Source organism: Candidatus Nitrospira neuquenensis, assembly GCF_979578155.1.
The window spans coordinates 36,211-58,598 of record NZ_CEFZDU010000012.1 but is presented as its reverse complement, the minus strand read 5'-3'; the positions used below and the strand labels follow the sequence as shown (position 1 = coordinate 58,598).

General features: G+C 66.0%; 31 protein-coding genes. 10 read left to right on the top strand and 21 right to left on the bottom strand.

Features of this window, described 5'->3' with window-relative positions:
• The first annotated feature begins 1 nt into the window (after window position 1).
• On the top strand, window positions 2–403 hold the full coding sequence (locus AC1U7O_RS07005) for a hypothetical protein (RefSeq protein WP_479893995.1): 402 nt from the start codon (window positions 2–4) through the stop codon (window positions 401–403).
• Between the two features lie 32 nt (window positions 404–435).
• Here AC1U7O_RS07005 and AC1U7O_RS07000 read toward each other — a convergent pair whose 3' ends face one another.
• The 3 genes from AC1U7O_RS07000 to AC1U7O_RS06990 all read right to left on the bottom strand — a co-directional run bounded on the left by AC1U7O_RS07000 (window position 436) and on the right by AC1U7O_RS06990 (window position 2,132).
• Entirely contained in the window at window positions 436–1,284 is an 849-nt protein-coding gene (locus tag AC1U7O_RS07000; RefSeq protein WP_479893994.1) for an SPFH domain-containing protein, read from the bottom strand.
• A gap of 109 nt (window positions 1,285–1,393) precedes the next feature.
• Window positions 1,394–1,717: a thioredoxin family protein gene (locus AC1U7O_RS06995; RefSeq protein WP_479893993.1), complete on the bottom strand. Its 324-nt coding sequence runs from the start codon at window positions 1,715–1,717 to the stop codon at window positions 1,394–1,396.
• A complete protein-coding gene (locus tag AC1U7O_RS06990; RefSeq protein WP_479893992.1) occupies window positions 1,692–2,132 on the bottom strand; it encodes a heavy metal-responsive transcriptional regulator in 441 nt (146 codons plus the stop codon). Before AC1U7O_RS06990 ends, AC1U7O_RS06995 begins: the two co-directional genes overlap by 26 nt.
• A gap of 163 nt (window positions 2,133–2,295) precedes the next feature.
• Here AC1U7O_RS06990 and AC1U7O_RS06985 point away from each other — a divergent pair, with 163 nt between their 5' ends.
• On the top strand, window positions 2,296–2,700 hold the full coding sequence (locus AC1U7O_RS06985; RefSeq protein WP_479893991.1) for a DUF2784 domain-containing protein: 405 nt from the start codon (window positions 2,296–2,298) through the stop codon (window positions 2,698–2,700).
• 113 nt (window positions 2,701–2,813) lie between these two features.
• Complete coding sequence (locus tag AC1U7O_RS06980; protein ID WP_479893990.1) at window positions 2,814–3,377, top strand: FKBP-type peptidyl-prolyl cis-trans isomerase; 564 nt, start codon at window positions 2,814–2,816, stop codon at window positions 3,375–3,377.
• Between the two features lie 82 nt (window positions 3,378–3,459).
• On the opposite strand, the gene AC1U7O_RS06975 is transcribed toward AC1U7O_RS06980, so the two are convergent.
• Together AC1U7O_RS06975 and AC1U7O_RS06970 are read right to left on the bottom strand one after the other, a co-directional pair.
• The gene (locus tag AC1U7O_RS06975; RefSeq protein WP_479893988.1) at window positions 3,460–4,104 is read right to left on the bottom strand and encodes an acetate uptake transporter family protein; all 645 of its coding nucleotides are present in this window, start codon (window positions 4,102–4,104) and stop codon (window positions 3,460–3,462) included.
• 480 nt (window positions 4,105–4,584) lie between these two features.
• A complete protein-coding gene (locus AC1U7O_RS06970; RefSeq protein ID WP_479893987.1) occupies window positions 4,585–5,076 on the bottom strand; it encodes a CBS domain-containing protein in 492 nt (163 codons plus the stop codon).
• Window positions 5,077–5,532: 456 nt separating this feature from the next.
• Here AC1U7O_RS06970 and AC1U7O_RS06965 point away from each other — a divergent pair, with 456 nt between their 5' ends.
• Window positions 5,533–5,691, top strand: a complete 159-nt coding sequence (locus AC1U7O_RS06965) for a hypothetical protein (RefSeq protein ID WP_479893986.1) — start codon at window positions 5,533–5,535, stop codon at window positions 5,689–5,691.
• Between the two features lie 32 nt (window positions 5,692–5,723).
• On the opposite strand, the gene AC1U7O_RS06960 is transcribed toward AC1U7O_RS06965, so the two are convergent.
• From AC1U7O_RS06960 to AC1U7O_RS06905, 12 genes are all read right to left on the bottom strand, one after another.
• A complete protein-coding gene (locus AC1U7O_RS06960; protein ID WP_479893985.1) occupies window positions 5,724–6,053 on the bottom strand; it encodes a YnfA family protein in 330 nt (109 codons plus the stop codon).
• Window positions 6,054–6,278: 225 nt separating this feature from the next.
• Window positions 6,279–6,821, bottom strand: a complete 543-nt coding sequence (locus AC1U7O_RS06955) for a hypothetical protein (protein ID WP_479893984.1) — start codon at window positions 6,819–6,821, stop codon at window positions 6,279–6,281.
• A 29-nt stretch (window positions 6,822–6,850) separates the two neighbouring features.
• A complete protein-coding gene (merA, locus tag AC1U7O_RS06950; RefSeq protein WP_479893983.1) occupies window positions 6,851–8,257 on the bottom strand; it encodes a mercury(II) reductase in 1,407 nt (468 codons plus the stop codon).
• Window positions 8,258–8,529: 272 nt separating this feature from the next.
• Complete coding sequence (locus AC1U7O_RS06945) at window positions 8,530–8,910, bottom strand: carboxymuconolactone decarboxylase family protein (protein WP_479893982.1); 381 nt, start codon at window positions 8,908–8,910, stop codon at window positions 8,530–8,532.
• Window positions 8,911–8,924: 14 nt separating this feature from the next.
• Window positions 8,925–9,341, bottom strand: a complete 417-nt coding sequence (locus AC1U7O_RS06940) for a cupredoxin domain-containing protein (protein WP_479894006.1) — start codon at window positions 9,339–9,341, stop codon at window positions 8,925–8,927.
• 119 nt (window positions 9,342–9,460) lie between these two features.
• Window positions 9,461–9,847, bottom strand: coding sequence for a heavy-metal-associated domain-containing protein (locus tag AC1U7O_RS06935; RefSeq protein WP_479893980.1), 387 nt, complete (start codon window positions 9,845–9,847; stop codon window positions 9,461–9,463).
• 66 nt (window positions 9,848–9,913) lie between these two features.
• Window positions 9,914–10,363 carry a mercuric transporter MerT family protein gene (locus tag AC1U7O_RS06930; RefSeq protein ID WP_479894005.1) on the bottom strand — a complete coding sequence of 150 codons (450 nt, stop codon included), beginning with the start codon at window positions 10,361–10,363 and terminating at the stop codon, window positions 9,914–9,916.
• A 15-nt stretch (window positions 10,364–10,378) separates the two neighbouring features.
• Window positions 10,379–10,879 carry a putative iron-sulfur cluster-binding metallochaperone gene (locus AC1U7O_RS06925; protein WP_479894004.1) on the bottom strand — a complete coding sequence of 167 codons (501 nt, stop codon included), beginning with the start codon at window positions 10,877–10,879 and terminating at the stop codon, window positions 10,379–10,381.
• A gap of 23 nt (window positions 10,880–10,902) precedes the next feature.
• Window positions 10,903–11,163, bottom strand: coding sequence for a mercury resistance system transport protein MerF (gene merF / locus AC1U7O_RS06920; RefSeq protein ID WP_479893979.1), 261 nt, complete (start codon window positions 11,161–11,163; stop codon window positions 10,903–10,905).
• Between the two features lie 11 nt (window positions 11,164–11,174).
• On the bottom strand, window positions 11,175–11,453 hold the full coding sequence (locus AC1U7O_RS06915) for a thioredoxin domain-containing protein (RefSeq protein ID WP_479893978.1): 279 nt from the start codon (window positions 11,451–11,453) through the stop codon (window positions 11,175–11,177).
• A gap of 277 nt (window positions 11,454–11,730) precedes the next feature.
• Window positions 11,731–11,937, bottom strand: a complete 207-nt coding sequence (locus tag AC1U7O_RS06910) for a mercury resistance system transport protein MerF (RefSeq protein ID WP_479893977.1) — start codon at window positions 11,935–11,937, stop codon at window positions 11,731–11,733.
• Entirely contained in the window at window positions 11,912–12,358 is a 447-nt protein-coding gene (locus AC1U7O_RS06905; RefSeq protein ID WP_479893976.1) for a heavy metal-responsive transcriptional regulator, read from the bottom strand. The genes AC1U7O_RS06910 and AC1U7O_RS06905 overlap by 26 nt, the downstream gene beginning before the upstream one ends.
• 286 nt (window positions 12,359–12,644) lie before the next feature.
• On the opposite strand from AC1U7O_RS06905, the gene AC1U7O_RS06900 reads away from it, so the two are divergent.
• The 5 genes from AC1U7O_RS06900 to hflC all read left to right on the top strand — a co-directional run bounded on the left by AC1U7O_RS06900 (window position 12,645) and on the right by hflC (window position 17,512).
• The gene (locus tag AC1U7O_RS06900; RefSeq protein WP_479893975.1) at window positions 12,645–13,823 is read left to right on the top strand and encodes a methyltransferase domain-containing protein; all 1,179 of its coding nucleotides are present in this window, start codon (window positions 12,645–12,647) and stop codon (window positions 13,821–13,823) included.
• A 13-nt stretch (window positions 13,824–13,836) separates the two neighbouring features.
• Window positions 13,837–14,874, top strand: a complete 1,038-nt coding sequence (arsS, locus tag AC1U7O_RS06895; RefSeq protein WP_479893973.1) for an arsenosugar biosynthesis radical SAM (seleno)protein ArsS — start codon at window positions 13,837–13,839, stop codon at window positions 14,872–14,874.
• A gap of 75 nt (window positions 14,875–14,949) precedes the next feature.
• On the top strand, window positions 14,950–15,564 hold the full coding sequence (locus tag AC1U7O_RS06890; protein WP_479893972.1) for a VOC family protein: 615 nt from the start codon (window positions 14,950–14,952) through the stop codon (window positions 15,562–15,564).
• Between the two features lie 50 nt (window positions 15,565–15,614).
• The gene (gene hflK, locus AC1U7O_RS06885; RefSeq protein ID WP_479893971.1) at window positions 15,615–16,655 is read left to right on the top strand and encodes an FtsH protease activity modulator HflK; all 1,041 of its coding nucleotides are present in this window, start codon (window positions 15,615–15,617) and stop codon (window positions 16,653–16,655) included.
• Window positions 16,652–17,512, top strand: a complete 861-nt coding sequence (gene hflC / locus AC1U7O_RS06880) for a protease modulator HflC (protein WP_479893970.1) — start codon at window positions 16,652–16,654, stop codon at window positions 17,510–17,512. Before hflK ends, hflC begins: the two co-directional genes overlap by 4 nt.
• Before the next feature lie 68 nt (window positions 17,513–17,580).
• Here hflC and AC1U7O_RS06875 read toward each other — a convergent pair whose 3' ends face one another.
• The 3 genes from AC1U7O_RS06875 to cutA form a co-directional block, all read right to left on the bottom strand.
• Window positions 17,581–19,269, bottom strand: a complete 1,689-nt coding sequence (locus tag AC1U7O_RS06875; protein ID WP_479893969.1) for a formate--tetrahydrofolate ligase — start codon at window positions 19,267–19,269, stop codon at window positions 17,581–17,583.
• Between the two features lie 69 nt (window positions 19,270–19,338).
• Window positions 19,339–20,331, bottom strand: a complete 993-nt coding sequence (locus tag AC1U7O_RS06870) for a M23 family metallopeptidase (protein WP_479893968.1) — start codon at window positions 20,329–20,331, stop codon at window positions 19,339–19,341.
• Between the two features lie 100 nt (window positions 20,332–20,431).
• Window positions 20,432–20,743, bottom strand: coding sequence for a divalent-cation tolerance protein CutA (gene cutA / locus AC1U7O_RS06865; protein ID WP_479893966.1), 312 nt, complete (start codon window positions 20,741–20,743; stop codon window positions 20,432–20,434).
• Window positions 20,744–21,084: 341 nt separating this feature from the next.
• Here cutA and AC1U7O_RS06860 point away from each other — a divergent pair, with 341 nt between their 5' ends.
• Window positions 21,085–21,408: a rhodanese-like domain-containing protein gene (locus tag AC1U7O_RS06860; RefSeq protein WP_479893965.1), complete on the top strand. Its 324-nt coding sequence runs from the start codon at window positions 21,085–21,087 to the stop codon at window positions 21,406–21,408.
• A 40-nt stretch (window positions 21,409–21,448) separates the two neighbouring features.
• Here the strand turns inward: AC1U7O_RS06860 and AC1U7O_RS06855 are convergent, their stop codons facing one another.
• On the bottom strand, window positions 21,449–22,372 hold the full coding sequence (locus AC1U7O_RS06855; protein WP_479893964.1) for an NAD-dependent epimerase/dehydratase family protein: 924 nt from the start codon (window positions 22,370–22,372) through the stop codon (window positions 21,449–21,451).
• Between the last annotated feature and the right edge of the window lie 16 nt (window positions 22,373–22,388).

The following is a 22,388-nucleotide window of genomic DNA, read 5'->3' as shown; positions in this document are numbered from 1 at the left end:
CATGGGCAGGACGAGAAGCCTCCTCGGCGGCGTGGCGCTGAGCCTGGCGCTGGGCGGCTGCGCCAGCATCGGCTCCTACCACGAGGCGCGCAAGGAAGCGGAGGACGCGCGCCAGGCCTACGAGCAGGAGGCGCGGCGTTCGCGGGAGCTGACCGTCCAGACGACCAAGTTGCGGGAGCAGGTGGACCTGCTGGAAATCGCGCTGCGCAAGGCGCGGGAGGACCTCGAGCGGCGGGAGCGGGAAGACCTGGAGGCACGGGCAACGCTGGCCGCGCTCAAGGGCCGGCCTGCCCAGGCAGACCAGGGCGCCACGCCGACGAAGCCGGCCGTGACGGCGGCCGACGCCAGGAAGGCGCGGCTCAAGGACCTGCTGAAGGAGCTGCAGACACTCTTGGATCAGTGACGCGGCGGGAGGGGGCGTGGCGGAAGGTCGGCTTACGGCTCCGTCGTCGTGCTGACCGGAGTCTTGTGGATGCCGACCTTTTCCATCCCCATGATGATGTTGAGCTGGTCCGGTGCGTGTTCGACCATCTCCTTCTGGACTTCGATGCGGCGCAGGTCCACGAACTCGGCGGCGGACAGCCCGAGGTGTTCTCGGTAGGCCCGGTCGGCGATCCCCCGCTGGCGCTCGGCCTTCTCCCTCGCCTCTTCCGCCTTCTGCGCCTGCTCCATCGTGATCCGCCGTTGCTGCTGGATGATGGTCTGGGCCGTCTGCTCCAGCACCCCCTTCGGGGGCATGATGCTCCCCACCACGACCCGCACCAGCCGGACGGGAATGTTGATCGCCTCGATGATCTTGGTCTGGACCTCCCGCTCGATGGCGGCCTCCAGCTTGGGCCGCGTGGCGGGATCGGTCGTGAGCTCGAAGAGCTTGTACTTCTGGACCTCCTCGCGCACGAAGGTCCGGAAGGCTTCCTTGACGTTGTTGTGGTACCAGTTGGGACCGAAGCGCTTGATCAGCTCCGGCGAGCGGCCCTCGATGACCTGGGTGATGAGGAAGGCGTTGAAGGAGACGGGCGCGTTCTCGGCCGAGATGATCTCGAAGTGCTCGGAGTATTGGACGGGACGCATGTCCACCGGAATCAGGTCGGTGGTGACGGCCACGGCGACGCGGCCGGTCGTCACCGGCACGGGGTCCACGCCGCCGTGCCCGAAGAAAAACGGCTTTTCCACCAGGACCCCCTCGTGTCCCGCGTCCACGGCCGGCATGATGCAGCCGGGCAGCGCCACGGCCAGCGTCAGCCCCACCAACCCTCCGCCGATTCGCCTCACGCCGCGCATCATCCCGTCCCTCCCGCGCCCGGCCACGTCCGGCCCCGGCATCGAAGGAGGCCATTATCCCACAAACGGGCGGGCGAGGGAACCGGGCCGGAAACGGGTCGCGACGGGCCGGTCAGGCCGAGGCGGGCTCGGTGCCAGGGGGATCGGCCGGAGCCTCGGGCTCCCGGCCCTCGCCGAGCGCGCGCAGTTTCGCCACGGGAATCGGCTGGTGGCGATACCAGTCCAGCAGCACCCCGTTGACGACGATCGCCGGCACCCGGTTGACGCCGTAGCGGCTCGCCCGCGCCAGCCAGTCGGGGTGGTTCCAGCCGGACCGCAGGTCGTAGACCTCGATCGTCAGCGAGTGGTCGAGGACGCCCCTGATCTGATCGAGGGTTTCCTGGCAGATGGGACAGCCGTCGGTGAAGACCTCAACGGCCGGTCGGTCGGGCGGCACGAGTGCCTCTCCTTTCCCGTTCCAGGCTGTTGATGATGGGACAGCGATCGATCGGGTGGCCGGCCTGGCAGGCCTGCACCACGTCGCGCAGGGCCCGGGAGAGCGACTGGAGGTCGGCGATCTTTTCTTCCACCTCCTCCAGCTTGGCCAGCGCCCGGCGCTGTACCTCCGTGCAACGTCCCCTGGTCGCGACCTCGAGCGCGAGCAGCTCGGTGATCTCGCGGAGCGTGAACCCCATGCGCTGGCCGTTCTTGATGAACCGGAGCCGGCGGACTTCCTCCTCGCCGTAGAGGCGATAGCCGGACGGCTTCCGCGTCACGGGGGTGAGCAGGCGACGGCGTTCGTAGTAGCGCACGGTCTGGATGTTGACCCCGACCGCCCTGGCGAGCTGACCGATCGTGAACACCGCCGTCATGCCGCATTCTCCCGCGCCGGCCGAATCGCCACCAGCGGTACTTACGTACAGGGTTTGCCGGGCCGCTCCATTCTGTCCCAGACCCGGGCCGGGACCTATCCCTCTTTTTAGAGGACAACGGACTCCCTGGCCCTTTTGAGCCGGAGAGGAGGTCGGCCGCACGATGATCAGCCGACTGCTCGCGGACCTGATCGTGCTGGTCCACCTGGCCTTCGTCCTGTTCGCGTTGCTGGGCGGTCTCTTGGCCCTTCGGTGGCCGAGGGTCCTCTGGCTTCACCTCCCCGCCGCCCTCTGGGCCGCCGCCGTCGAGCTCGGCGGCTGGCCCTGCCCGCTGACTCCCCTGGAGAACCGGCTGCGCGCCCAGGGCGGCGACGCGACCTATCCGGGCGACTTCCTCGGCCGATACCTCTTGGCGCTCCTGTATCCGGCCGGCCTCAGCCGGGAGGGGCAGGTCCTGCTGGGATTGATCGTCATCCTGGTGAACGCGGGCGTCTACTGGAGGGTCCGGCGTGGCCGGTGTCCTCGAAGGCCGGGTGGCGCGCGCGGCGGGAACCGTGGTAGCATGTGACCCATCCTTCACACAGGGTCTGGAACTGATCGCCCTTCCCGCAAGTCGTTGCGCGACCTGCGACCTCTTCCAGCCTCTTGCTCCCTCACCCTTTCACCGGGAGGTCACGTGCGATGACGCGGCATCAGATCATGCGGAGGCGGTGGCTAGCCTCCATCCTCGTCCTGTCCTTCGCCGGCGCGGGCGGCGCCCAGGCGGAAACGCCCAAGGGCACCAAGGCGACCGTCTCCCCCGGCAAGGCGGTATCCATCGAATACACGCTCAAGGTGGACGACAAGGTCGTGGACAGCAACGTCGGCGGGGAACCGCTGACCTACGAGCACGGCTCCGGCCGCATCATCCCCGGCCTGGAAAAGGCGCTCGAAGGCATGAAGAAGGGCGAGAGCAAGCACGTGACCGTGGCGCCGAAGGACGGGTACGGCGAGCACGATCCGCAGGGCCTGCAGGAGGTCAAGAAGGAGATGATTCCGGCCGAGGCGAAGGTCGGCACGATGCTCAACGGCACGCGCCCGGACGGACGCAAGGTGATGGTCGTCGTCAAGGAGATCCGGGACAAGACGGTCCTCCTCGACTTCAACCACCCGCTGGCGGGCAAGACCCTGAACTTCGACGTCAAGATCCTGGACATCAAGGACGCCCCGCCCAAGGAGTCGGCGGTCCCGACCCCAAAGAAGTAAGGGGGACCGCCCCGCGTCCCGCCCCCACGCGCTGGCAGCGAACGATCCCCGAGGCGTGCGCGACGGTCCAGTGCCGGTCGATTCATGGCGGGCCGCTGGTCTGCAACACGGCTCGGTTCCGGTCAGGGGCGGCGGCGACCGTCGCGGCAGAGAGGAGCGGCGGGCCGAGCGGCACAAGGGCCCGGCCGGTGAAGGCGAACGAGAGGCTCGCGATGGCGTGATAGAAGGCCAGGATGCCGACGGCCAAGTGTCCCGCGCCCGGAAGCGTCTCGGAGATCCATCCCAGTCTCGCGAAGACCATCGCGAGAAACGTCGCCGTGATGACGACGTGAAGAACGCTCAAGGTCACGGAACGGAAAGCGGTGAGATAGATCATGACGGCGGAAAAGATCAGATAGACCAGGTCAATGGGGATGTAGAGCATGTCGTCGAAGTGAAAGGAAACGCCTTCGCTCAACAACTTGGTGGAGGAGACAGTCACCCAGAAAAATCCGTACATCGTCAGCGCCGTGCCGCCCAATTGCTCGTTGTAGCGAATGTCGGTGATGCCCGCGAGCACCTGCACGAGGCCGCCGAACACGAGCGCGATCACCAAGATGCCGACCTTGTCGGCCGCGGGGATGCGGCCGAGTTGGGCGAGACCGACGGTCAAGGCCCCGACGGCCAGCCCGAACAACCCAATGGCCAGTACGTCGATGCGGCGATTGGTGCAGTCTCCTTTGGTCATAGGTCTCCTCTCGGGCTAGTCGGGTGGTGCGGGGATTCGAGTGGCGACGTGGCCGTGGGTTCTCGCATTAGGCCCGGGAACAGCGACCGCATGCGATCCGTCGGCGAGCCGTGTCGGACGGTTCGGTGTCGCAAGCAATTTCCGGTCCCGGCGAGGTCACGACTCATCGCGAGCCGCGACCGGGGCGATCCTGCCGCGAATGCCAACGGTTGAGTTCTGGTGATCAGTTGGGGCCGAGCAACCGAGACGGCGGAGGCCGAAACGCGCGTGCGATATCGCTCTGTGCGCACGCATGGGGTTCGCACACCTCTGTGGAGCGAACGACCGTTGGCGAGACCGCCTCGTCGAGATGCTTCCGGCAAGAACGGGTCGCGGCGGCGCGGGGCGGCGAGAGAGAAGTCAGGAAGAGGCGGCGCTGTTCCGAGGCAAGGTCCAAGCGTTCCGCAAGCTCGACGCCCGCCTGGGCCAGCCCATCCCTTATCAGGGCTCGGACCTCGAACGCCGGCGTTTCGCTGACCCCGGCTCGCAGCCGCCGCGGGCAAAGAAGATCCCGCGGTGGATGTCGTCGATGCCGACCATGCCGACCAGCTTGCCGTGCTCCGCGACCGGGATGCGCCGGAGGTTCTTCAGTCCCATGTACGATGCCGATTCGGGGATAGGCGTCTGCGGCGCGACGGTTAGGGGATTGCGCGCCATGATCTCCTCGGCCTCCTTCGCCAGCACCTCGGGACAGTTCTCCTCCATCTCCAGAAAGTCCCGGCCGTGCTCGGCGTCGTGAACGGAGTCTCCGTAGTTGGGATACATCGGCAGCATCACGTCGCGCGGCGTGACAATGCCGAGCAATTCGTAGTGGGCGTTCACGATCGGAATCGCGCCGCAATGCCGGCTCAACGTTTTGACGACCACGTCACGCAGGGTGTCCATCGGTCGACCCGTCACGACTCCGGTGGACATCCCCTCATGGATTCGCATGGGAGCCTCCTTCCGTGTCATTGATCTGCGCGATCGCATCCTGATCGCGCCCCTCCCGGTTCACTCGACATCCTTCTGTAAGGCCCCTCAGGAGTTGTAGAAGAAAATGCGCCGGGGGTGTTTGTAAGCCAGGCCATGGAGAGGGACTGGGAGGAGCGTTAGCGTACGGACTCGAAATGACGTTCATGCCGCCTCCCCCTCAATTGATTGGTGGGGGCGGTCTCTTCATTCAACGACCGTCTTCCGAAGGGGGTGCACCAGTTCCAAAGTTGCGATCGTGGTTCTGGCCGATACGGAAACCCATGAAAGTCTGGGGCGTGTCGTGAATGCATTGGACGCGGTGAAGGAATTCAAGGAAGCCCATGACGACGTCCAGTCCTCTTCGACGGCGCCGGGCCCAAGTGGATTCCGGAACTGTCGCAGCCGGACCACAAGATCCATGGGCTCTATGAAGCCGTGAAGGATCGGATCGCCGGTGCGTGCGAGTTCTGCACCGGCGCGTTTGGGGTGAAAGACAAAGCCGTGGCTTGCGGGGTGAGACTGGTCGGAGAGTACGACGGCCATCCGAGCTTTAAACAGCTCGTCTCGCAGGGCTATCAGGTCATCACGTTCTAGCCCTCGGCGTGCCTCATGCCGGGGCGGCCACGTTACCCCTTCGGCGCCAGCACGATGATCGCCATGCCGAGCACCGCGATCGCCGAGCCGAGCAGGTCCCAGGCCGTCGGACGCACGCCGTCGATGAGCCAGAGCCAGACGACGGCCGTGGCCACATAGACCCCGCCGTAGGCGGCATAGACCCGGCCGGCGGACGTGGGGTGCAGGGTGAGCAACCAGACGAAGAGGGCCAGCGAAGCGGCGGCGGGCAGGAGCACGCCGACCGGCGCGCGATTCGTCACCCAGAGCAGAGGCAGATAGCAGCCCACGATCTCGGCGATCGCCGTGGCGACGAACAAGGCTGTGGTGCTGACGAAGGTCACGGAACCCTCCACCTGCCGCCCGACGGACGGCGGCGGTGTCGCTCCCCGACGCCCCTCGCGTGCCACCGACCATGCCCCCTGTACCGGGACACCGCCTTCATATCACAGGCCGTCTCTGTCAAGAAAGAGGACCGGACCCGCCCGGCATGGCGCCAGGATCGAGTCCTCGCCGAATCATCGCCCCAGGTTTTCCTCCTCTCAGGCCAGACAAGAGCCGATGCCCGGTCAGTACACGACGATCCGGTCGGCTGCCGCGAACAGGTCCACCATCCTTGCCAGCGGAACGGGTGTCACCGCAGCAGCGACCCGCGCCGGGTCGATCTTGTAGAGCAGCATCATCGTCCGGTTGCCGTAGATGTCAACGCCCAGCTTGTTCTTGAGAAAGTCGAAGTACTCGCCATAATTGTGGGGAATCTGCTCCAGCGGCACACCCATCTGCTCAGCCAGGCTCTGGCGCTCTCGCTCCGGCAAATCAGCGCGATCCAGCGCGGTGGAATCTGAGCCGATCAAGCGGCGAAACCAGCCGACGCCCTTCGTCACCGACGTGACGGCGCTGGCATCCACCAAGATTGTCACCTTGTGGCCGGCCTTCACCGCCGCCCAGGCCACGTTCGGCACCGCACAGATCTGAGCGTCGTCTTCGGCGAGCGACGTTTTCATATGGATCAGAATCCGCGTTGCGGCGACGTCTTGAGCCTCGACTGTCGCCGGTTCGGCCAACACGCTACCGAGGGCGAGGATCACCACGCTGACGAGCGATCGGATCATGGTTCAACCTCCTTCTGTGTCGGGCGGTGTCAGGCCGCGCAGCAGGACAGTTTGCTGACGTCCTTCTTGAAGGTCAGCGCGGCCAGTTTCAGCCCGTCCACCATCGTCAGGTAGGGATGAAACGTGTCAGCCACGTCCTGCACGGTCAGGCCCAATCGGATCGCGAGCGTGGCTTCTTGAATCACTTCTCCGGCTGCGGCAGCAAGGACATGGGCGCCCACCAATCGCCCGGTTTCTTCCTCAGCGACCAGCTTGATCAAGCCTTTGGTGTTCCGAGAGGCCAAAGCACGCGGGACGTGATCGAGCGGGAGGAGGGCCGTCTGCACGCGTAGCCCCTGTTGTTTGGCTTGCTCTTCTGTCAGCCCGACGCTGGCGATCTGCGGATCGGTGAACGTGACGTGCGGCAAGGCGGTCAGGTCGTATGGCTTGCCTGCGCCGGTGAGCGCATGTTCGGCTGCCAGTCCTCCGGCATAGGCGGCCACATACACGTACATGGGATCACCGATGCAGTCACCGGCCGCATAGATGCCGGGATTGGTTGTCTGCAAGTGCTCGTTCACTGTGATCTCGCCTTTTGGCCCTAATGCGACTCCGGCATCTTCTAATCCGAACCCGCTCGTATTCGGGCGGCGGCCGGTCGCGACCAGCAGGCGCTCCGCCCGGCAGATCTCCGGCCCCCCGTTCGCTTCGGTATGCACGAGGTAGTCTCCATCTCGGCGCTCGACCCGGCTGATGGTGACGTTCGTACAGATCCGAACCTTCTCCTCTTCGAGGTAACGAACGAGCGCTTGCCCGATCTCCGGTTCCTCCGCTCTCGCCACGTATGGCCCGGATTCGAGCACCATCACCTTGACCCCGAATCGCGTGAAGAGCTGCGCGAACTCTAAGCCGATGCTGCCCCCACCGATGATGATCAGCGACGCCGGGAGGGCCTCGAGGCTGAGCGCCTCCTCGCTTGTGGGAAAGCCGGCCTCTTGAAGTCCCGGGATCGGCGGCGCCCACGGCGAGGAGCCCGTCGCGACCACGATCTTCTCCGGCTCATAGACGGTGCCATCGACGCGCACCTGGCATCCGCCCAGAAGCTTCGCTTCCCCCTTCAGAATGGTGATGGTGGGATACACCGCGGCCACGTCAACATACTTTCCCTGGCGGAGCGCAGCGACCAGCTCGTCCTTTTGCTGAACAACTCTTTGCCAGTCTGAAGGTGGGGGACAAGCGGTGAGCCCTTCGAATGACGGGTAGGCCGCATGGTAGCACAGCTCGGCCGCTTTGATCAGCGTCTTCGATGGCACACAGCCGATATTGACGCAGGTTCCCCCTATCGTGCCTTTTTCCACAATGGCCACCCGCACCCCCAGCTCGGCGGCTTTGATCGCCGCGGCAAAGGCGGCCGACCCGCCGCCGATCGCCGTGAAATCGTAGTTGCGTTCGTCCATCTTCACCATCCTGTGCCGTGGCCCGACTGTCAAGAGACCGGCAGCTTGTGAATCCGATAGTCGCTCGGAGCGAGCCGCAGGGCCTCGTCAAAGCAATCCGCCATGCTTTGGAGCGTCCCCGCTGCCAGACCTGGCTCAGGTGGGCCACGAGGCCGGAGGGATCCTCGGCCGCCGGGGCGACGCTGGGTGGAATGAGCGAGAGGGCGGGGGCCAATCCGACCGCACGCTGTGAACGCCGCCGCCGCATGGTCATCCCCGCGAACCGACTCACTTCAGCGAGCGCAACAGGCCGCTTCTGAATCGGACGAGATTCCTCCACGACGATCCTTGTAGGCCGCGTACGCTTTGAGCGCCCATTCCTCGCCCGGGCATCCCTGCATGGTCATGGCGACTTCGAGAAACTCGATCAATTCCTCCTGCGTGATGCCTTTGTCGCACGCCATCCGCACGTAGGCCAGGATACAGGGCTCGCAGCGGATCGCAATGGAAATGGCCATCGCCGCCAGGAGCTTGTGTTTCGCCGGCACGGCACCGTCGCGATACGCTTCCTGCCGCATGCGCAGCAATCCCCCGGTCACTTTCGGGCTCAGGCGGCGCAGTTCCTCAAATGCCGTGGGTTGGTCATGCTGGACGGTCCTGGTCTCAGACATCATGCTCCCCCTCTTCGTTAGGGTGTTCCTTGAACGCCGGTGCGTCGCTCCGATGCTGTGTGCCGATCGGTCTGCTGATCCGCCACGACAATCGTTCCGACCATGTGGTGTCCCGGGAGATCGCAGCGGTACTCGAATGTACCGACCATGGGCGGCACGAAGTGGATTGCCTCGCGTCCACCCGACGGCAGCAACACTCGCTCGAATCCCTTCTCGCCAAACTGAGTGGCGCCGTTCCCATCGAGATGGACAGGGACATGCTCCAAGAACTGTTGCGGCACAAAGGCGTGCAGTTCGGCATCCTCATTGTGCAAGACCAGCACGACCGGTTGCCCTGCCGGCAGCCAGACCGGAGACGGGTGGAATTGCCGAGCTTGGATCGTGATGTCCACGTGGATCGCCTCGGCGTGGACTTGAGGCTCTGAGGCCGACACCGCGGCGTGGCCGCCGTGCAGCCACAGCACCGCGAGAAAAACCGGGGCAAGTGTGCTCGCCAGGGACCTGTGGCCCCACAGAGTCGCGCCCGCGTCGGAGCCTCTGGCCGGCGGAGACGCTACTTGAACAAGTTCTCGAACCAATTCCACCTCCCACCCTGTTCGCCGGCCTTGGCCGTGAGTGTGCCGTTCGGAACCACGCGGGCCCGATAGGAAGACAGAAGGTTGCCCGCGCTTGCAACGGCTTGAATCAGTCGATCGGGCGTGACGCGACCGGGCTCGATTTCGACGATCGCCCCGCCGCGCGCGTAACTGACTTCCGCCTGGGTCACTCCCGGTACTGCCAGCAATGCCCGGCGGATGTCCTTCTCGCAACTCGCGCAGGTCCATCCCTCGATTTTCAGCGTGATGACCTCACCAGATGTTTCACCGGAAGAGGCCGCCTGCGCGGCTGCTGTCACCGTGGCAGCCACGCAGACCAGGATGGTTGCCACGGCCACGCGCATAACGAACTTCCTTATCACCGTAATTTCCCCCTTTTCCGGTTCCTATTGTGTCTCAGCGCACTTTCATCAGAGCAAAGCTAACCAGTAGGGCGCCAAGACCAATGCCATCGCCAGAGCGGTCACGATCCATAGGAGCGCTCGATTCGCCCGCCTGCCCGAAACCGCGCCACAGGGCATACCAGGTGCGCAGGAGGCTCCGGGTTTCCGGTATGCCAAGTAAAAAGCCAAGCCCAGCAGGCACGCTGTTAGACCGATAAACACCGGTCGATAAGGGAGCAATGCCTTCAAGAAGCTGGCCGTGCCGGCCAGGAACCCCGTAGCCCCGACGCCCACACCGAGGGCGGCAAACACCAACGGACCGATACAGCATACCGAGGCGAGGAATGCGGCCAGCAGCCCCGCCGCCGAGATCGCGGTCAGAGATCCCTTTGGCGGCACTCCTGGTGCGACGTCGCCTGCGGTCGCGAAAGGTTCAACCGATCCGATCCGGTCCGAAGCCTGAAGATCTGACTGCATCATCGCCTTCCCCCCTTACCGATGTGTGACAGCGATGCCGCTCCTCTTCATCTCCGCCAGGGCCCGCTTCTCCGCCTGAACGAGTTGCCCCAGACAGCACCGGCCCGAGGGATTTTCAACTTCGCATCGGCAGTTGTCCGCCTTGACTTCGGCCCGAATACGGACCTCCGCCGTGGACCGCCCAGTCTGCTGGACTTCCTCGTGGATCATCCGTTCCGTCACGCCGAAGCAATAACAGAGTGGAACCGGGTCCTCCGTCTCCTTGAGCCCAACCCGCACCCGGACCTGGTCTTTCCTGAACTGAGTTCCATCTCCGTCGTAATACACGACCGGACAATCCGTCGTCTCACAGAACCGGTACTGGCTCCCGGTCACGGCGCCGCGGGCCTCAGGCTTCAGCAGAGCCTCCACGGTGATCCGTTCGACCGGCTTGCCTTCCCCGCCACATTGCTGACACAAGAAACGATTCCCTGGATTAGAGCTTGGCTCCGCAGGCGCCTTGCAGCAATCAGACATCCACCTCTCCTTTCTGTCACACGTCATCGCTTCCGGATCTCGGATTCATGGGTCGCGCAGCACGCGCTGGCTCTGGCTTGCCGGTGACGAAACCCTCCATACACGGCAAGCCCCAGAAATACAGCTAGGGCCGGAAGGAGCACAGCGTCCAGATATCCGGTGATCGCCCCCAGTCCTACCACGCCCAGCAAGACCACCAGAATCGGCGTGGCGCAGCACACGGCAACGACCGCGGAGCCGACCAGCCCGGTCCACAGCAGGCGCTTGCTCTGTTGCTCTTCCATAGTGGCTCCTTTCAGGACTGACCGATGCCGGCCGCCCGCAAACGGTCGGCGGTGACCGGCTCGTGCCGGCAGCAGTCCAGCAATACGCCATTCACCGCGACGGCTGGGACTGCGGTGATCCCGTAGCGCCTCGCCTTGTCCCGGCACTCGTTCGTCGCACAGCCTTCCCGCAGGTCATAGACCTGTACCTCACAGCTTGGGCAGGCTATGGACTTGACTAAGTTCACCACCTCATCACAAATCAGACACCCGGCCGTGAACACCTCAACGCGTCGCTTTATGGTCGCCATGATTCAACCTCCGTTTTCCTTTAAGCTCTTAAAAATTGGGCAACGATCAGTGAGCGGACCAGCTTGGCACTTATGGTCCCGCTCCCTGCGCTATTCGAACAATTCCCACAGCCGACTCAGCGCCGCAAAAGGACAAAAACCCAGCCACTCCTCGAATGGACACATCGCACTCACCCCCTTTCTCCCTCCACACAACTTCCCGCCCCTAGCCTGATGCTTTCTCCATAACGGGTACTGATCTGCTCAGAGTGCTCGCACAACAGGTCAGCACGGCCTCTCAGATTTCCCTGAATAGCCTATACAGCGCCAGGCTCAGGAGCATGGCCAATCCAGAAAACAACAGACCTCGGTAGCCAGTGACCGCTCCTAGTCCGATGATTCCAAGTGTCACGATGAGGACTGGGGTGAAGGCACAGGTTCCTGTCTCATCGTAAAGCGGGCAGCCTGCCGCGAAGACCTCAACGAGTCGTTTTGCGGGTATCATGGTGCACCCTCCTTTCTTCATCCATGCTCTTGAGAATCGGACAGCGCTCGGTCGGCTGCCCGGCCCGGCAGGCCTGGATCAGCCTTTGAAGCGCCCGGGCGAGGGCCCGCAAGTCCCGCATCTTGGTCTCCACCTGCTTCAGCTTGGCATGGGCCCGCTGCCGCACATCGCCGCAGCGGGCGGCCGAGCTGACCCGGAGACGGAGCAACTCGGCGATCTCCCGTAGCGTAAAGCCAAGCGTCTGGGCGTTCTTGATGAACCGCAGACGAGCGAGCTGCTCGGGACCGTACAGCCGATAGCCCGACGGTTTCCGCGCGGCCGGGGCGAGCAGATTCAGCCGTTCGTAATACCGGACGGTCTGGATGTTGATCCCCACCGCCTTCGCCAATCGGCCGACCGTGTATTCCGTCGCCATCGCCATTCCTCTCCTTGCTCGTTGGGGGACGAGTCTACACCTTGTACTATGGTGCACGGTCAAGGGCCTCCAGCCGACCCCGTGCCGCGGCTGCGCCGCGGCTGTAAGGATCGCCGACCTCGCACGACACCACAACGGTGAAACGCGGCAGCGTCGCCGTTCAACGGGCCAACATCGGAGCATGGACGCCGGGTTAGAGAGAATTTGCTCCGGAGTCCGTCCCCTGCTCAGGAGAGTTGACGGAGGCTCGGGTGTCCTGCTACATGAACAGCGCGCGAGAGGGAGAGGAGCAATGGACGACCAGAGCCTGACCCAGACGGTCAGCGAACGCTACGCCCGGGCGGCCGCGACCGGCGAGCGGATGTGCTGCCCCAGCGGCTACGACCTCGACGAGCTGCGCGCCTTCATCCCCGAGGACGTCCTGAAGATCTCCTACGGCTGCGGCACGCCGGTCGGCCTCGATACCGTGCGGCCGGGCGAGACCGTGCTGGACATCGGCTCCGGGGGCGGGATCGATTGCTTCGATGCGGCGCGGCGGGTCGGGCCGGCCGGCCGCGTCATCGGCCTGGACATGACCGACGCGATGCTGGAGATCGCGCGGCGCCACGCGCCGACCGTCGCGGCGAACCTCGGCTACGCCACCCCCAACATGGAATTCCGCAAGGGCCAGGCCGAGGCCATGCCGGTCGAGGACGCCAGCGTGGACCTCATCATCTCCAACTGCGTCATCAACCTCTCGCCCGACAAGGCCGCCGTCTTCCGCGAGATGTACCGGGTGCTCAAGCCGGGCGGCCGCTTCACGATCTCCGACATCGTGGCGGACCGACCGGTGCCCAACTACCTCCTCCACGATCGGGAGAAGTGGGGCAACTGCCTGTCCGGCGCGCTGCCCGTCCACGACTATGTCGGCGGCATGGTGGCGGCGGGGTTCCTCGGTGTGCACCAGGCCGCGGTCATGCCCTGGCGGGTCGTCGACGGCATCCATTTCCTCTCCATCACCCTGACCGGCTACAAGCTGCCGGAGGCGATGGACGGCCCCACCCGGTTCGCCACCCTGCGCGGTCCTTTCAGCCGGGCCGTGGACGAGCTGGGCCTGGTCTACGAGCGGGGCCGCCCCGCGGCGATCACGCCGAGGACGGCCTCGCTGTTGGCCACACCCGGCTTCGACGGCCTGTTCCTGCTCTCCGAGCGGCCGACCCCGCTCGACCGGGCCGACCCGCGCTGGCTCTCGATCCCGCCGGCGCCGGCGCCCTGCGTCTGGCTGGGGCACTTCGCCCTCTTGACCGGGCCCTTCGTCGAGGCGGAGGACGACGACCACCATCGGTTCGAGCGGGGGCGGCCCCTGGAAATCTGCTCCAAGACGCTGGCCGTCCTCGAATCGGAATCCTATCGCCGCCATTTCGCCGTCATCAACCGCGCCGGCGGGACCGTCTCGGGCGAGGCCGTATCCTGCGGGCCCTCCTGCTGCTGAAGGGAGAAGCCGGATGGGCCTGACCCTCCTCGCGCGCCGCAGCCCCCTGGCTCCCGCGGCGGAGCAGCGCCGCCTGCTCGCCGATACCGCCGCGTGCCCGCCCTTCGAGGCGAGCCTCGGCCCGATCGGGCTCTCGCCGCTCCGCGCGACGGGGATCAGCGTCCTTCAGGTCAACGTCGGCAAGCTCTGCAACCAGACCTGCCGGCACTGCCACGTGGACGCCGGACCGGAGCGTCGGGAGGTCATGTCGCGCGAGACGGCCGAGCTGTGCCTCCGGGCACTGGCCGCGACGGATATCCCGACACTGGACATCACGGGGGGAGCGCCGGAGCTCAACCCCAATTTCCGATGGCTCGTCGAACGGGCGCGCGCGCTCGGCCGCCATGTGATGGACCGCTGCAACCTCAGCGTCCTGCTCCTCCCCTCCCAGGCCGACCTCGGGGCATTCCTCGCCCGGCACCGGGTGGAGATCGTCGCCTCCCTGCCCTCGTACCGGGAGCCGCAGACCGACGCCCAGCGCGGCGAGGGCGTCTTCGAAAAATCCCTCCGGGCGCTCCGGTTCCTCAACGCCCTGGGCTACGGCGTGGCGGGCAGCGGCCTGCTCCTCAACCTGGTCCACAATCCGGTCGGGGCCTTCTTGCCCCCCAAACAGGAAGCGATCGAAGCGCAATTCCGGCGCGAACTCCAACGGACGCACGGGATCGTGTTCAACCATCTCTACACGATCACCAACATGCCGATCAGCCGGTTCCTGGAGTTCCTCGTCGAGAGCGGCAACTACGAGGGCTACATGGAACGGCTCGTCAACGCCTTCAATCCGTCCGCCGCAGCCGGCGTCATGTGCCGGTATACCCTCTCGGTCGGCTGGGACGGCACGCTGTACGACTGCGACTTCAACCAGATGCTCGACCTGCCCGTGGACGGGGACGCGCCTCGGCACATCCGCGACTTCGACCCGGCCCGGCTTCACCACCGCCGGATCGTCACCGGCAACCATTGTTACGGCTGCACCGCCGGTTCCGGCTCCTCTTGCGGTGGCGCGGTAACGTAGCCCTGGGCCTTGCCTTGGCGGACCGGCCGGGCTAGGCTGAAACGGAGGGGACGTCCCGGACGAGAGGAGGCCCGCATGACGATCGCGCAGCAACTCGACGAGCGGCTCGCCGCCTATGTCGCCGACTTCGTGGCCCGCAACCAGGCGGCGCGTATCCTCAAGCAACGGCTCGACGAGGTCGGGGTGGGGTTGTTCCCCCTCGCCGACCACCTGACCTTCCGCACCGACGACATCGACCGCCGCGCGGAGGAGTTTCTCAAGCTGGGCTATGCCTTCTCCGAGACGCTGAACTATGACGATTGGTTCGCCAAGGTCTATCGCAAGCCTGGCTATCCCGCTCTTTTCATCGACCAGGCCTATCCGGACGAGCGGGGCAAGACCAGCATCATCCCCGGCTGGGTCCGGCAATTCGGAGACCGGACCCTGCACCACGTCGCCATCCGCGTGGAGGACATCGAGCGGGCGATCGCCCGGCTGGAGCAGGCCGGCGTCCGGTTCGCCGGCTCGATCGTCGGCGTCCGCGGCGGGCCGCTCCGCCAGATCTTCACCGCGCCGGAGGTCGTGGACGGCGCCCCCTTCTCGGTCCTGGAGCTGGCCGAGCGGCGCGAGGGCTACCTGGGCTTCCTCCCGCCCCAGGCGGACGGGCTGATGCGCTCGACCGTCACGCCGCGGACCGGCACCCGGCCCTAAGCCCGCTGCGCCGGTTGTTCCCCGTCCCCGACTCTGCTATGGTGGGCGCCATGGTGTGGGACCCTAAGGATCCCTGGGGGCGTCCCGGCAATCCGTTGGACGACGCGGCGGGACGCCTGTTCGCGCGGCTCCGGCAGGCGCTCCCCTCCGGCGGAGCCCGCAACCTCATCCTGCTGCTCCTCGCCCTCGCGCTCCTCTGGCAGAGCGCCTTCATCGTGGCGCCGGACGAGGAGGGCGTGGTCAAGCGGTTCGGGGACGTGGTGCGGGTCGTCGGCCCCGGTCCCCACCTGAAGATTCCGCTGATCGAGACGGTCCTGCAGCCCAAGGTGGCCAAGCTGCACCGGATCGAGGTGGGCTTCCGCACCGATCGGCAGGGCCGCCAGCAGGCGCTCCCCCGCGAGGCCCAGATGCTCACCGGCGACGAGAACATCGTCGCGGTGCAGTTCATCGTCCAGTACAAGATCAAGACGGCCCGGGACTACCTGTTCAACGTCGCCGACATCCAGGAAACGATCGAGAAGGCCGCGGAGGCCGCCGTGCGCGAGGTCGTCGGCCGGACCACGATCGACGAGGTCCTGACCACCGGCAAGGCGCAGATCCAGGACGACACGCACCAACTGCTGCAGGGCATCCTCGACCAGTACAGCGCCGGCGTCCAGATCGCCGCCGTGCAGCTCCAGGACGTGAACCCGCCGGAGGCCGTGGCCGCGGCCTTCAAGGACGTCGCCAGCGCCAAGGAAGACCGCGAGAAGATGATCAACCAGGCCCAGAGCTACCGGAACGACATCATCCCGAAGGCCAAGGGCGAGGCGGCCGAGCAGGTCAACCAGGCCAAGGGCTACGCGCAGGCCCGCGTGACCCGCGCGGAGGGCGAGGCGGATCGCTTCCTCAAGGCGCTCAAGGAGTACGAGCAGGCCCGGGACGTGATCAGCAAGCGGATCTACATCGAGACGATGGAGGACATCTTCCCCAAGGTCGAAAAGATCATCATCGAGGGGAAGGCCGGGGACCGGCTGCTCCCCTACCTGCCGCTCGACCGGCTCAAGAAGGCCGCGCCAAAGCCGGCGGAAGAAAAGGGGGAGGGCCAGTGAAGACGCAGAACCTCGTCGTCGGCCTCCTGGTCGCGGCGGCCGTGCTGTTCCTGCTCGGGGCCTCGCCCTTCTTCGTGGTGGACGTCATCGAGACGGCCATCGTCGTGCAGCTCGGCCTGCCGGTCCGGAACATCACCGAACCCGGCCTCTACCTGAAGCTGCCCTTCATCCAGCAGGTCACCTACTTCGACAAGCGCCTCCTCGACTACGACTCCGACGCGCAGGAGGTGATCACCCAGGACAAGAAGACGATCCTCATCGACAACTTCGCCAAGTGGCGGATCACCGACCCCCTGAAGGTGTACCAGGCCTTCCAGACGCAGCGCGCCGCCCTCCAGCGGCTGCACGACATCATCTATTCGGAGCTGCGGGTGGAGCTGGGCCGACACGACCTCTCCGAGATCGTCTCCAAGACCCGCTCCCAGATCATGCTGGTCGTCACCCAGCGGGCCAACGAGAAGGCCGCGGCCTACGGCATCCAGATCCAGGACGTGCGGATCAAGCGGGCGGACCTCCCCGAGCAGAACGAGAAGGCGGTGTTCGCGCGGATGCAGGCGGAACGGGAGCGGCAGGCCAAACAGTACCGCGCCGAGGGCTCGGAAGAGTCGCAGAAGATCCGGTCGGAGGCGGAGAAGGACCGCGAGATCATCCTGGCCGAGGCCTACAAGGCCGCGCAGGAGCTCCGCGGCGAGGGCGACGCCAAGGCCTTCCGCATCTACGCCTCGGCCTACCGCCGGGACCCGAAGTTTTTCGAGTTTACCCGCTCGATGGAAGCCTACCGGAAGGCCTTCGACGGCAACTCCACGATCGTCATGACCCCCGACTCGGAGTTCTTCAAGTACCTCAAACAACGGTAGGGTCGAGTGTTGAGTGGCGCGTGTTGAGCGCGGGGGCTCACGCCCCAACATTCACCGCTCGACACTCCTCACGAGAGCCCCACGATCTCGCCCGTCGCCGGGTCCAGGCCGATCCGCTCGCCCGCCGGCCGCTTCGGTAGACCCGGCATGAGCTGGATGCCCGAGCAGATCGCCGTCACGAATTCCGCGCCGGCGAGGAGGCGAACCTCCGTGATCGGAAGGACGAAGCCGGTGGGCCGCCCCTTGAGCACGGGGTCGTGGGACAGCGACAGGGGCGTCTTCGCCATGCAGACCGGGAACCGGCCGGCGCCCAGCCGCTCGGCCTGCTCGATCTGGGCCGCCGCCCGTTCGTCGAAGCTCACGCCGGCCGCGCCGTAGAGGCGCGTGGCGACCGTTTCGATCTTCCGCGCGATCGGGTCCTCATCCCGGTAGAGCGGCGCGAAGGCCGAGGGCCGCTCGCAGGCGGCCAGGACCGCCCGCGCCAGATCTTCCGCCCCCTTGCCGCCTTCGGCCCAGTGGGTCGCGACCGCGGCCCCCGCCGCGCCCGCCGCCAGGGCCCGCTCCCGAACATAGGCCAACTCCTCCGGGGGATCGTCCTTGAAGGCGTTGATGGCCACGACCGCCGGCACACCGAAGGCCCGGACGTTGGCCAGGTGCTGCTCCAGGTTGGCGAAACCCCGATCGAGTGCGTCGCGGTTCGGCCCCATGAGGCCGGCGGGCAGGGACTGGCCGGGCTTGACGGTTCCGCCGCCCCCATGCAGCTTGAGCGCGCGGAGGGTGGCGACCACGACCGCGGCCGACGGCCGGAACCCCGACGCCCGGCATTTGATGTGGAAAAATTTCTCCGCCCCCAGGTCGCTGCCGAAGCCCGCCTCGGTCACGACCACGTCGGCCGCGCGCAGGGCGATAGCATCGGCCAGGATCGAGCAGTTGCCGTGGGCGATGTTGCCGAAGGGCCCGGCATGGACGAAGGCGGGGGTGCCTTCCAGCGTCTGGACCAAGTTCGGAAGCAGGGCGTCCTTGAGCAGGGCCGCCATGGCGCCGGCACACTTGAGGTCTTCGGCCGTGACGGGGCGCCCGTCCCGCCGGTAGCCGACGAGGATGCGCCCCAGCCGTCGCCGCAGGTCGCCCGGGCCCGAGGCGAGCGCCAGGATGGCCATGACCTCGGACGCCTCGGTGATGACGAACTGCGCCTCCCGCCCCGCCTCGCCGTCCCCGCCGCCCAGCCGCACGCGCCGGAGCGCCCGGTCGCTGACCCCCATGGCCCTCGGCCAGGCCAGGCGTGCCGGATCGAGGTCCAGCTCGTTGCCGTGGGCCAGGTGGTTGTCGAGGAACGCCGCCAGGAGGTTGTGAGCCGCGGCGACCGCATGGGCGTCTCCCGTCAGGTGGAGGTTAATGTCTTCCATCGGGAGCACCTGCGCCCGCCCCCCGCCGGTTCCGCCTCCCTTGATGCCGAAGACCGGACCGAGGGAGGGCTGACGCAGGGTCACCGCCGCGCGGCGCCCCAACCGGCAGAGCGCCATGGCCAGGCCGATCGCGGTGGTCGTCTTCCCCTCGCCCAGCGGAGTCGGGTTGATCGCGGTGACCAGGACGTAGCGGCCCAGGGGGCGGCCGGCCGGACGATCCAGGACGCTGAGCGCGACCTTGGCCCTGTGTGCTCCGTACGGAGTCAGCTCATCGCGCGTGAGTCCGAGGTCGGCTCCGACGTCGAGGATGGGGCGAGGGAGGACGGAGCGGGCGATCTCCAGGTCGGTCATGCGGCTGCCGCACCGGTTTCGGGGAGACCGCGGCGAGGGGAATGGGACGGCATCGGAGCGAGACGGACGCTATTGAAGGATGTAGCGTTGCGGGTTGACGGGCCGGTTGTTCACCTTCACCATGTAGTGCAGGTGCGGGCCGGTGGAGAGCCCCGTGCTGCCGACGAGCCCGATCCGGTCGCCGCGTTTGACCTTCTGGCCGGGCTTGACGAGGATCTTGGCCATGTGCCCGTACTGAGTCTGGATGCCGTAGCCGTGATCGATGTTGACCACGTTGCCCATCTTCGGGTCGAAGCCGGCCGCCGTCACCTGTCCCGCCGCCGGCGCATGGATGTCCGCGTTCGGCTCCGCCCCGATATCCAGCCCGTCGTGCATGGCCGGCTGTCCGGTAAAGGGTGAAATCCGCAGGCCGAAGCCGGAGGTCACCCACCCCTTCACCGGCCAGACGGACGGAGTGGAGGCCCACCGGGTCAACCGTTCGCTGGCGGCCTGGCTGAGTTCTTCGAGGGACCGCTCCTGCGACACCACCTCGTTCTGGAGCCAGGCGATCTCCCGCTCAAGTTGACGCGCCGGGTCCGTCGGCTCCCCCGCCGCGGAGGTCTGGGCCGTGGGCGCTCCCCCCTCCTGCTCGGCCGGGAGGAGCGGGGCCGCGCCGCCCTCCGGCATCGGAATCTCCTCCTGGCTGATGGGCGTTTCGCCGCCGCCCTGCCCGTTCAGGTAATCTTCCGGCTTGAGGTCCTCGAGCCCCAACATCACCCGAAGACGCTGGTTGACCTCCTTCATCGCCAGGAAGCGGCGCTTGAGGTCGCCGACCGCCGTCGAGAACGCGTTGGTCTGCTCCTTCGCCGTGAGCAACTCCGCTCGGATCTCCCGCAACTCCCAGACTTCTCCCGTCTTGATAACATATTGGGAAAGCAACAAGATTTCGCCGATCGCCAGAACCAGGGCCAACAGGGCCAGGCGTCGAACCAGAGGCCGCGGGAAGCTGAACCGCAGGGGAGCCGAGGTCGTGCCCCGGAAGATCACGATCGTATAGGCATCATCCGGTTGATTCGTGCTCATGGACGTAGCTCCAGCCATTCGACCGACCGCTTCCCGTGAAACGGCGCCCAGTTTACTGAAAAGACCTTCTCAGCGTCAAGGAGATAATCCAAATCGCCAGTCATTCCTTTGGCTTACGTGTTGAATCGCGGACCCAGGCCAGATACGCGGGCCAGCCTTGCTCGATGGGAATCCCGATGATCTCCGGCACCTGGTAGCTGTGCAGCCGCTTGACGGTCCCGGCCAGGTCCTCGAAGAGGTCGGTGCGTGACTTGAGGACCATCAGGCACTCGGCCTCCTCCGACACCTTCCCTTCCCAGCGGAAGATCGAGGTCACGGACGGGATGATGTTGGCGCACGCCGCCAGTTCCTGCTCGACCAGCGCCTTCCCGATCCTGGCCGCTTCCTCCTGTGAGGCGGTCGTCACAAACACCACAATCTCTCCAGTCGGTTTCACGAACGATCACCCTGGCAGCCTGGCCGGGGCTCGTGGATGCGCCCGAGTGGTAGCAAGATGCACACCCCCGGGAGCCACAGATCCCCTCCCCGGCCCAAGTCCGGTTAAAACCTCACCGAACAGCCCCTCTTTCCCTCTTCGCCCACCTTCAGGCCCTCGCACTCATCCCGGCCGACGGACGTGCAAATTCTGCCCACCTGACGCCCAAATTCCGTCAAGACCGATGGCCCGACCGGCCTCGGTCCTGCTCAAACCGCCGCGTTGACAGCGGCGGAACCGGAGGCTTACTATACGCCCCACAAAATGGAGGTCGGTCCATGAGTTATACGATCACGCCCAAGGAATTGAAGGCACGGATGGACAGGGGGGAGCAGATCTTCCTGCTGGATGTCCGGGAACCCTGGGAATACTCGCTGGCGAAGATCGAAGGGTCGGTCCTGATTCCCCTCGGAACCCTGCCCCAATCCCTCGACAAGTTGAACAAGGAGGCGGACATCGTCGTCACCTGCCATCACGGCATGAGGAGCGCGGACGCGACGAGCTTTCTCCTCCAGCAGGGCTTCAAGAGCGTCAAAAACCTGATCGGGGGCATCGACGCCTGGTCGGTCCAGGTCGATCCCGCCGTGCCTCGCTACCGCTAGCCGCTCCGGCGGGAGGGGGCATCCCCTCACGCCGCCCGCCTCAGGCGGCGCTTTTTCGGAAATAGTCCACCGTCCGCGCCAGCCCCTCCTTGAGCGACAGCCGCGGCTCCCAGCCGAATTCCCGCCGAAGCTTGGCACTGTCGATGACGCTGCGCGCCTGCTCACCCTTCTTGGCCGGCCCGTGGACCGGCTTGCAACCCGGCTTCACGAGATCCGCCAGCATCTGGAACAGGTCGTTGACCGAGGTTTCCACCCCCGTTCCGACGTTATAAGTGCCCCGGACCTCCTTGCCCATCACCGCCAGGCAGGCCTCGACCACGTCCTCCACAAAGACGAAGTCCCGGGTCTGCCGTCCGTTGCCGTTGATCACCGGCTGCTCGCCGTTCAGGAGCTTCTGCGCGAAGATGGCGATGACGCCGGCCTCCCCTTCCGGGTCCTGCCGGGGCCCGTAGACGTTGGCGAAGCGGAGGCTGACGTACTGCAGGCCGCTGACCTGCTCGAAATAGGCGAGGTAATGCTCCCCCGTGAGCTTGCTGATGCCGTAGGGCGAGGCCGGCCGCGTGGGGTGGCTCTCCGGGGCGGGGAAGAGGTCCTGCTCGCCGTAGATCGCCCCCCCGGACGAGGCAAAGACGACTTTCCGCGTCCCGTGCGCCACCGCCTGCTGCAGAACATTCAGCGTGCCGAGGATGTTCACGTTCGCGTCATAGACCGGGTCCGCCACCGAGCGCCGGACATCCATCTGGGCCGCCAGGTGCAGCACCAGCAGCGGCCGCTCCTTGCGGAAGACCCGCTCCAGACCGCTGCTCTGGATATCCATCTTGTAGAAGGCGGCGGCGCGATTGAGGTTCTGGCGTTTGCCCGTGGAGAGATTGTCCACGACCGCGACTTCGTGCCCCTCCAGCAGAAGGCGATCCACCAGATGGGAGCCGATGAACCCCGCTCCTCCCGTCACCAGGATTTTCATACCCGCTCCTTCTCCG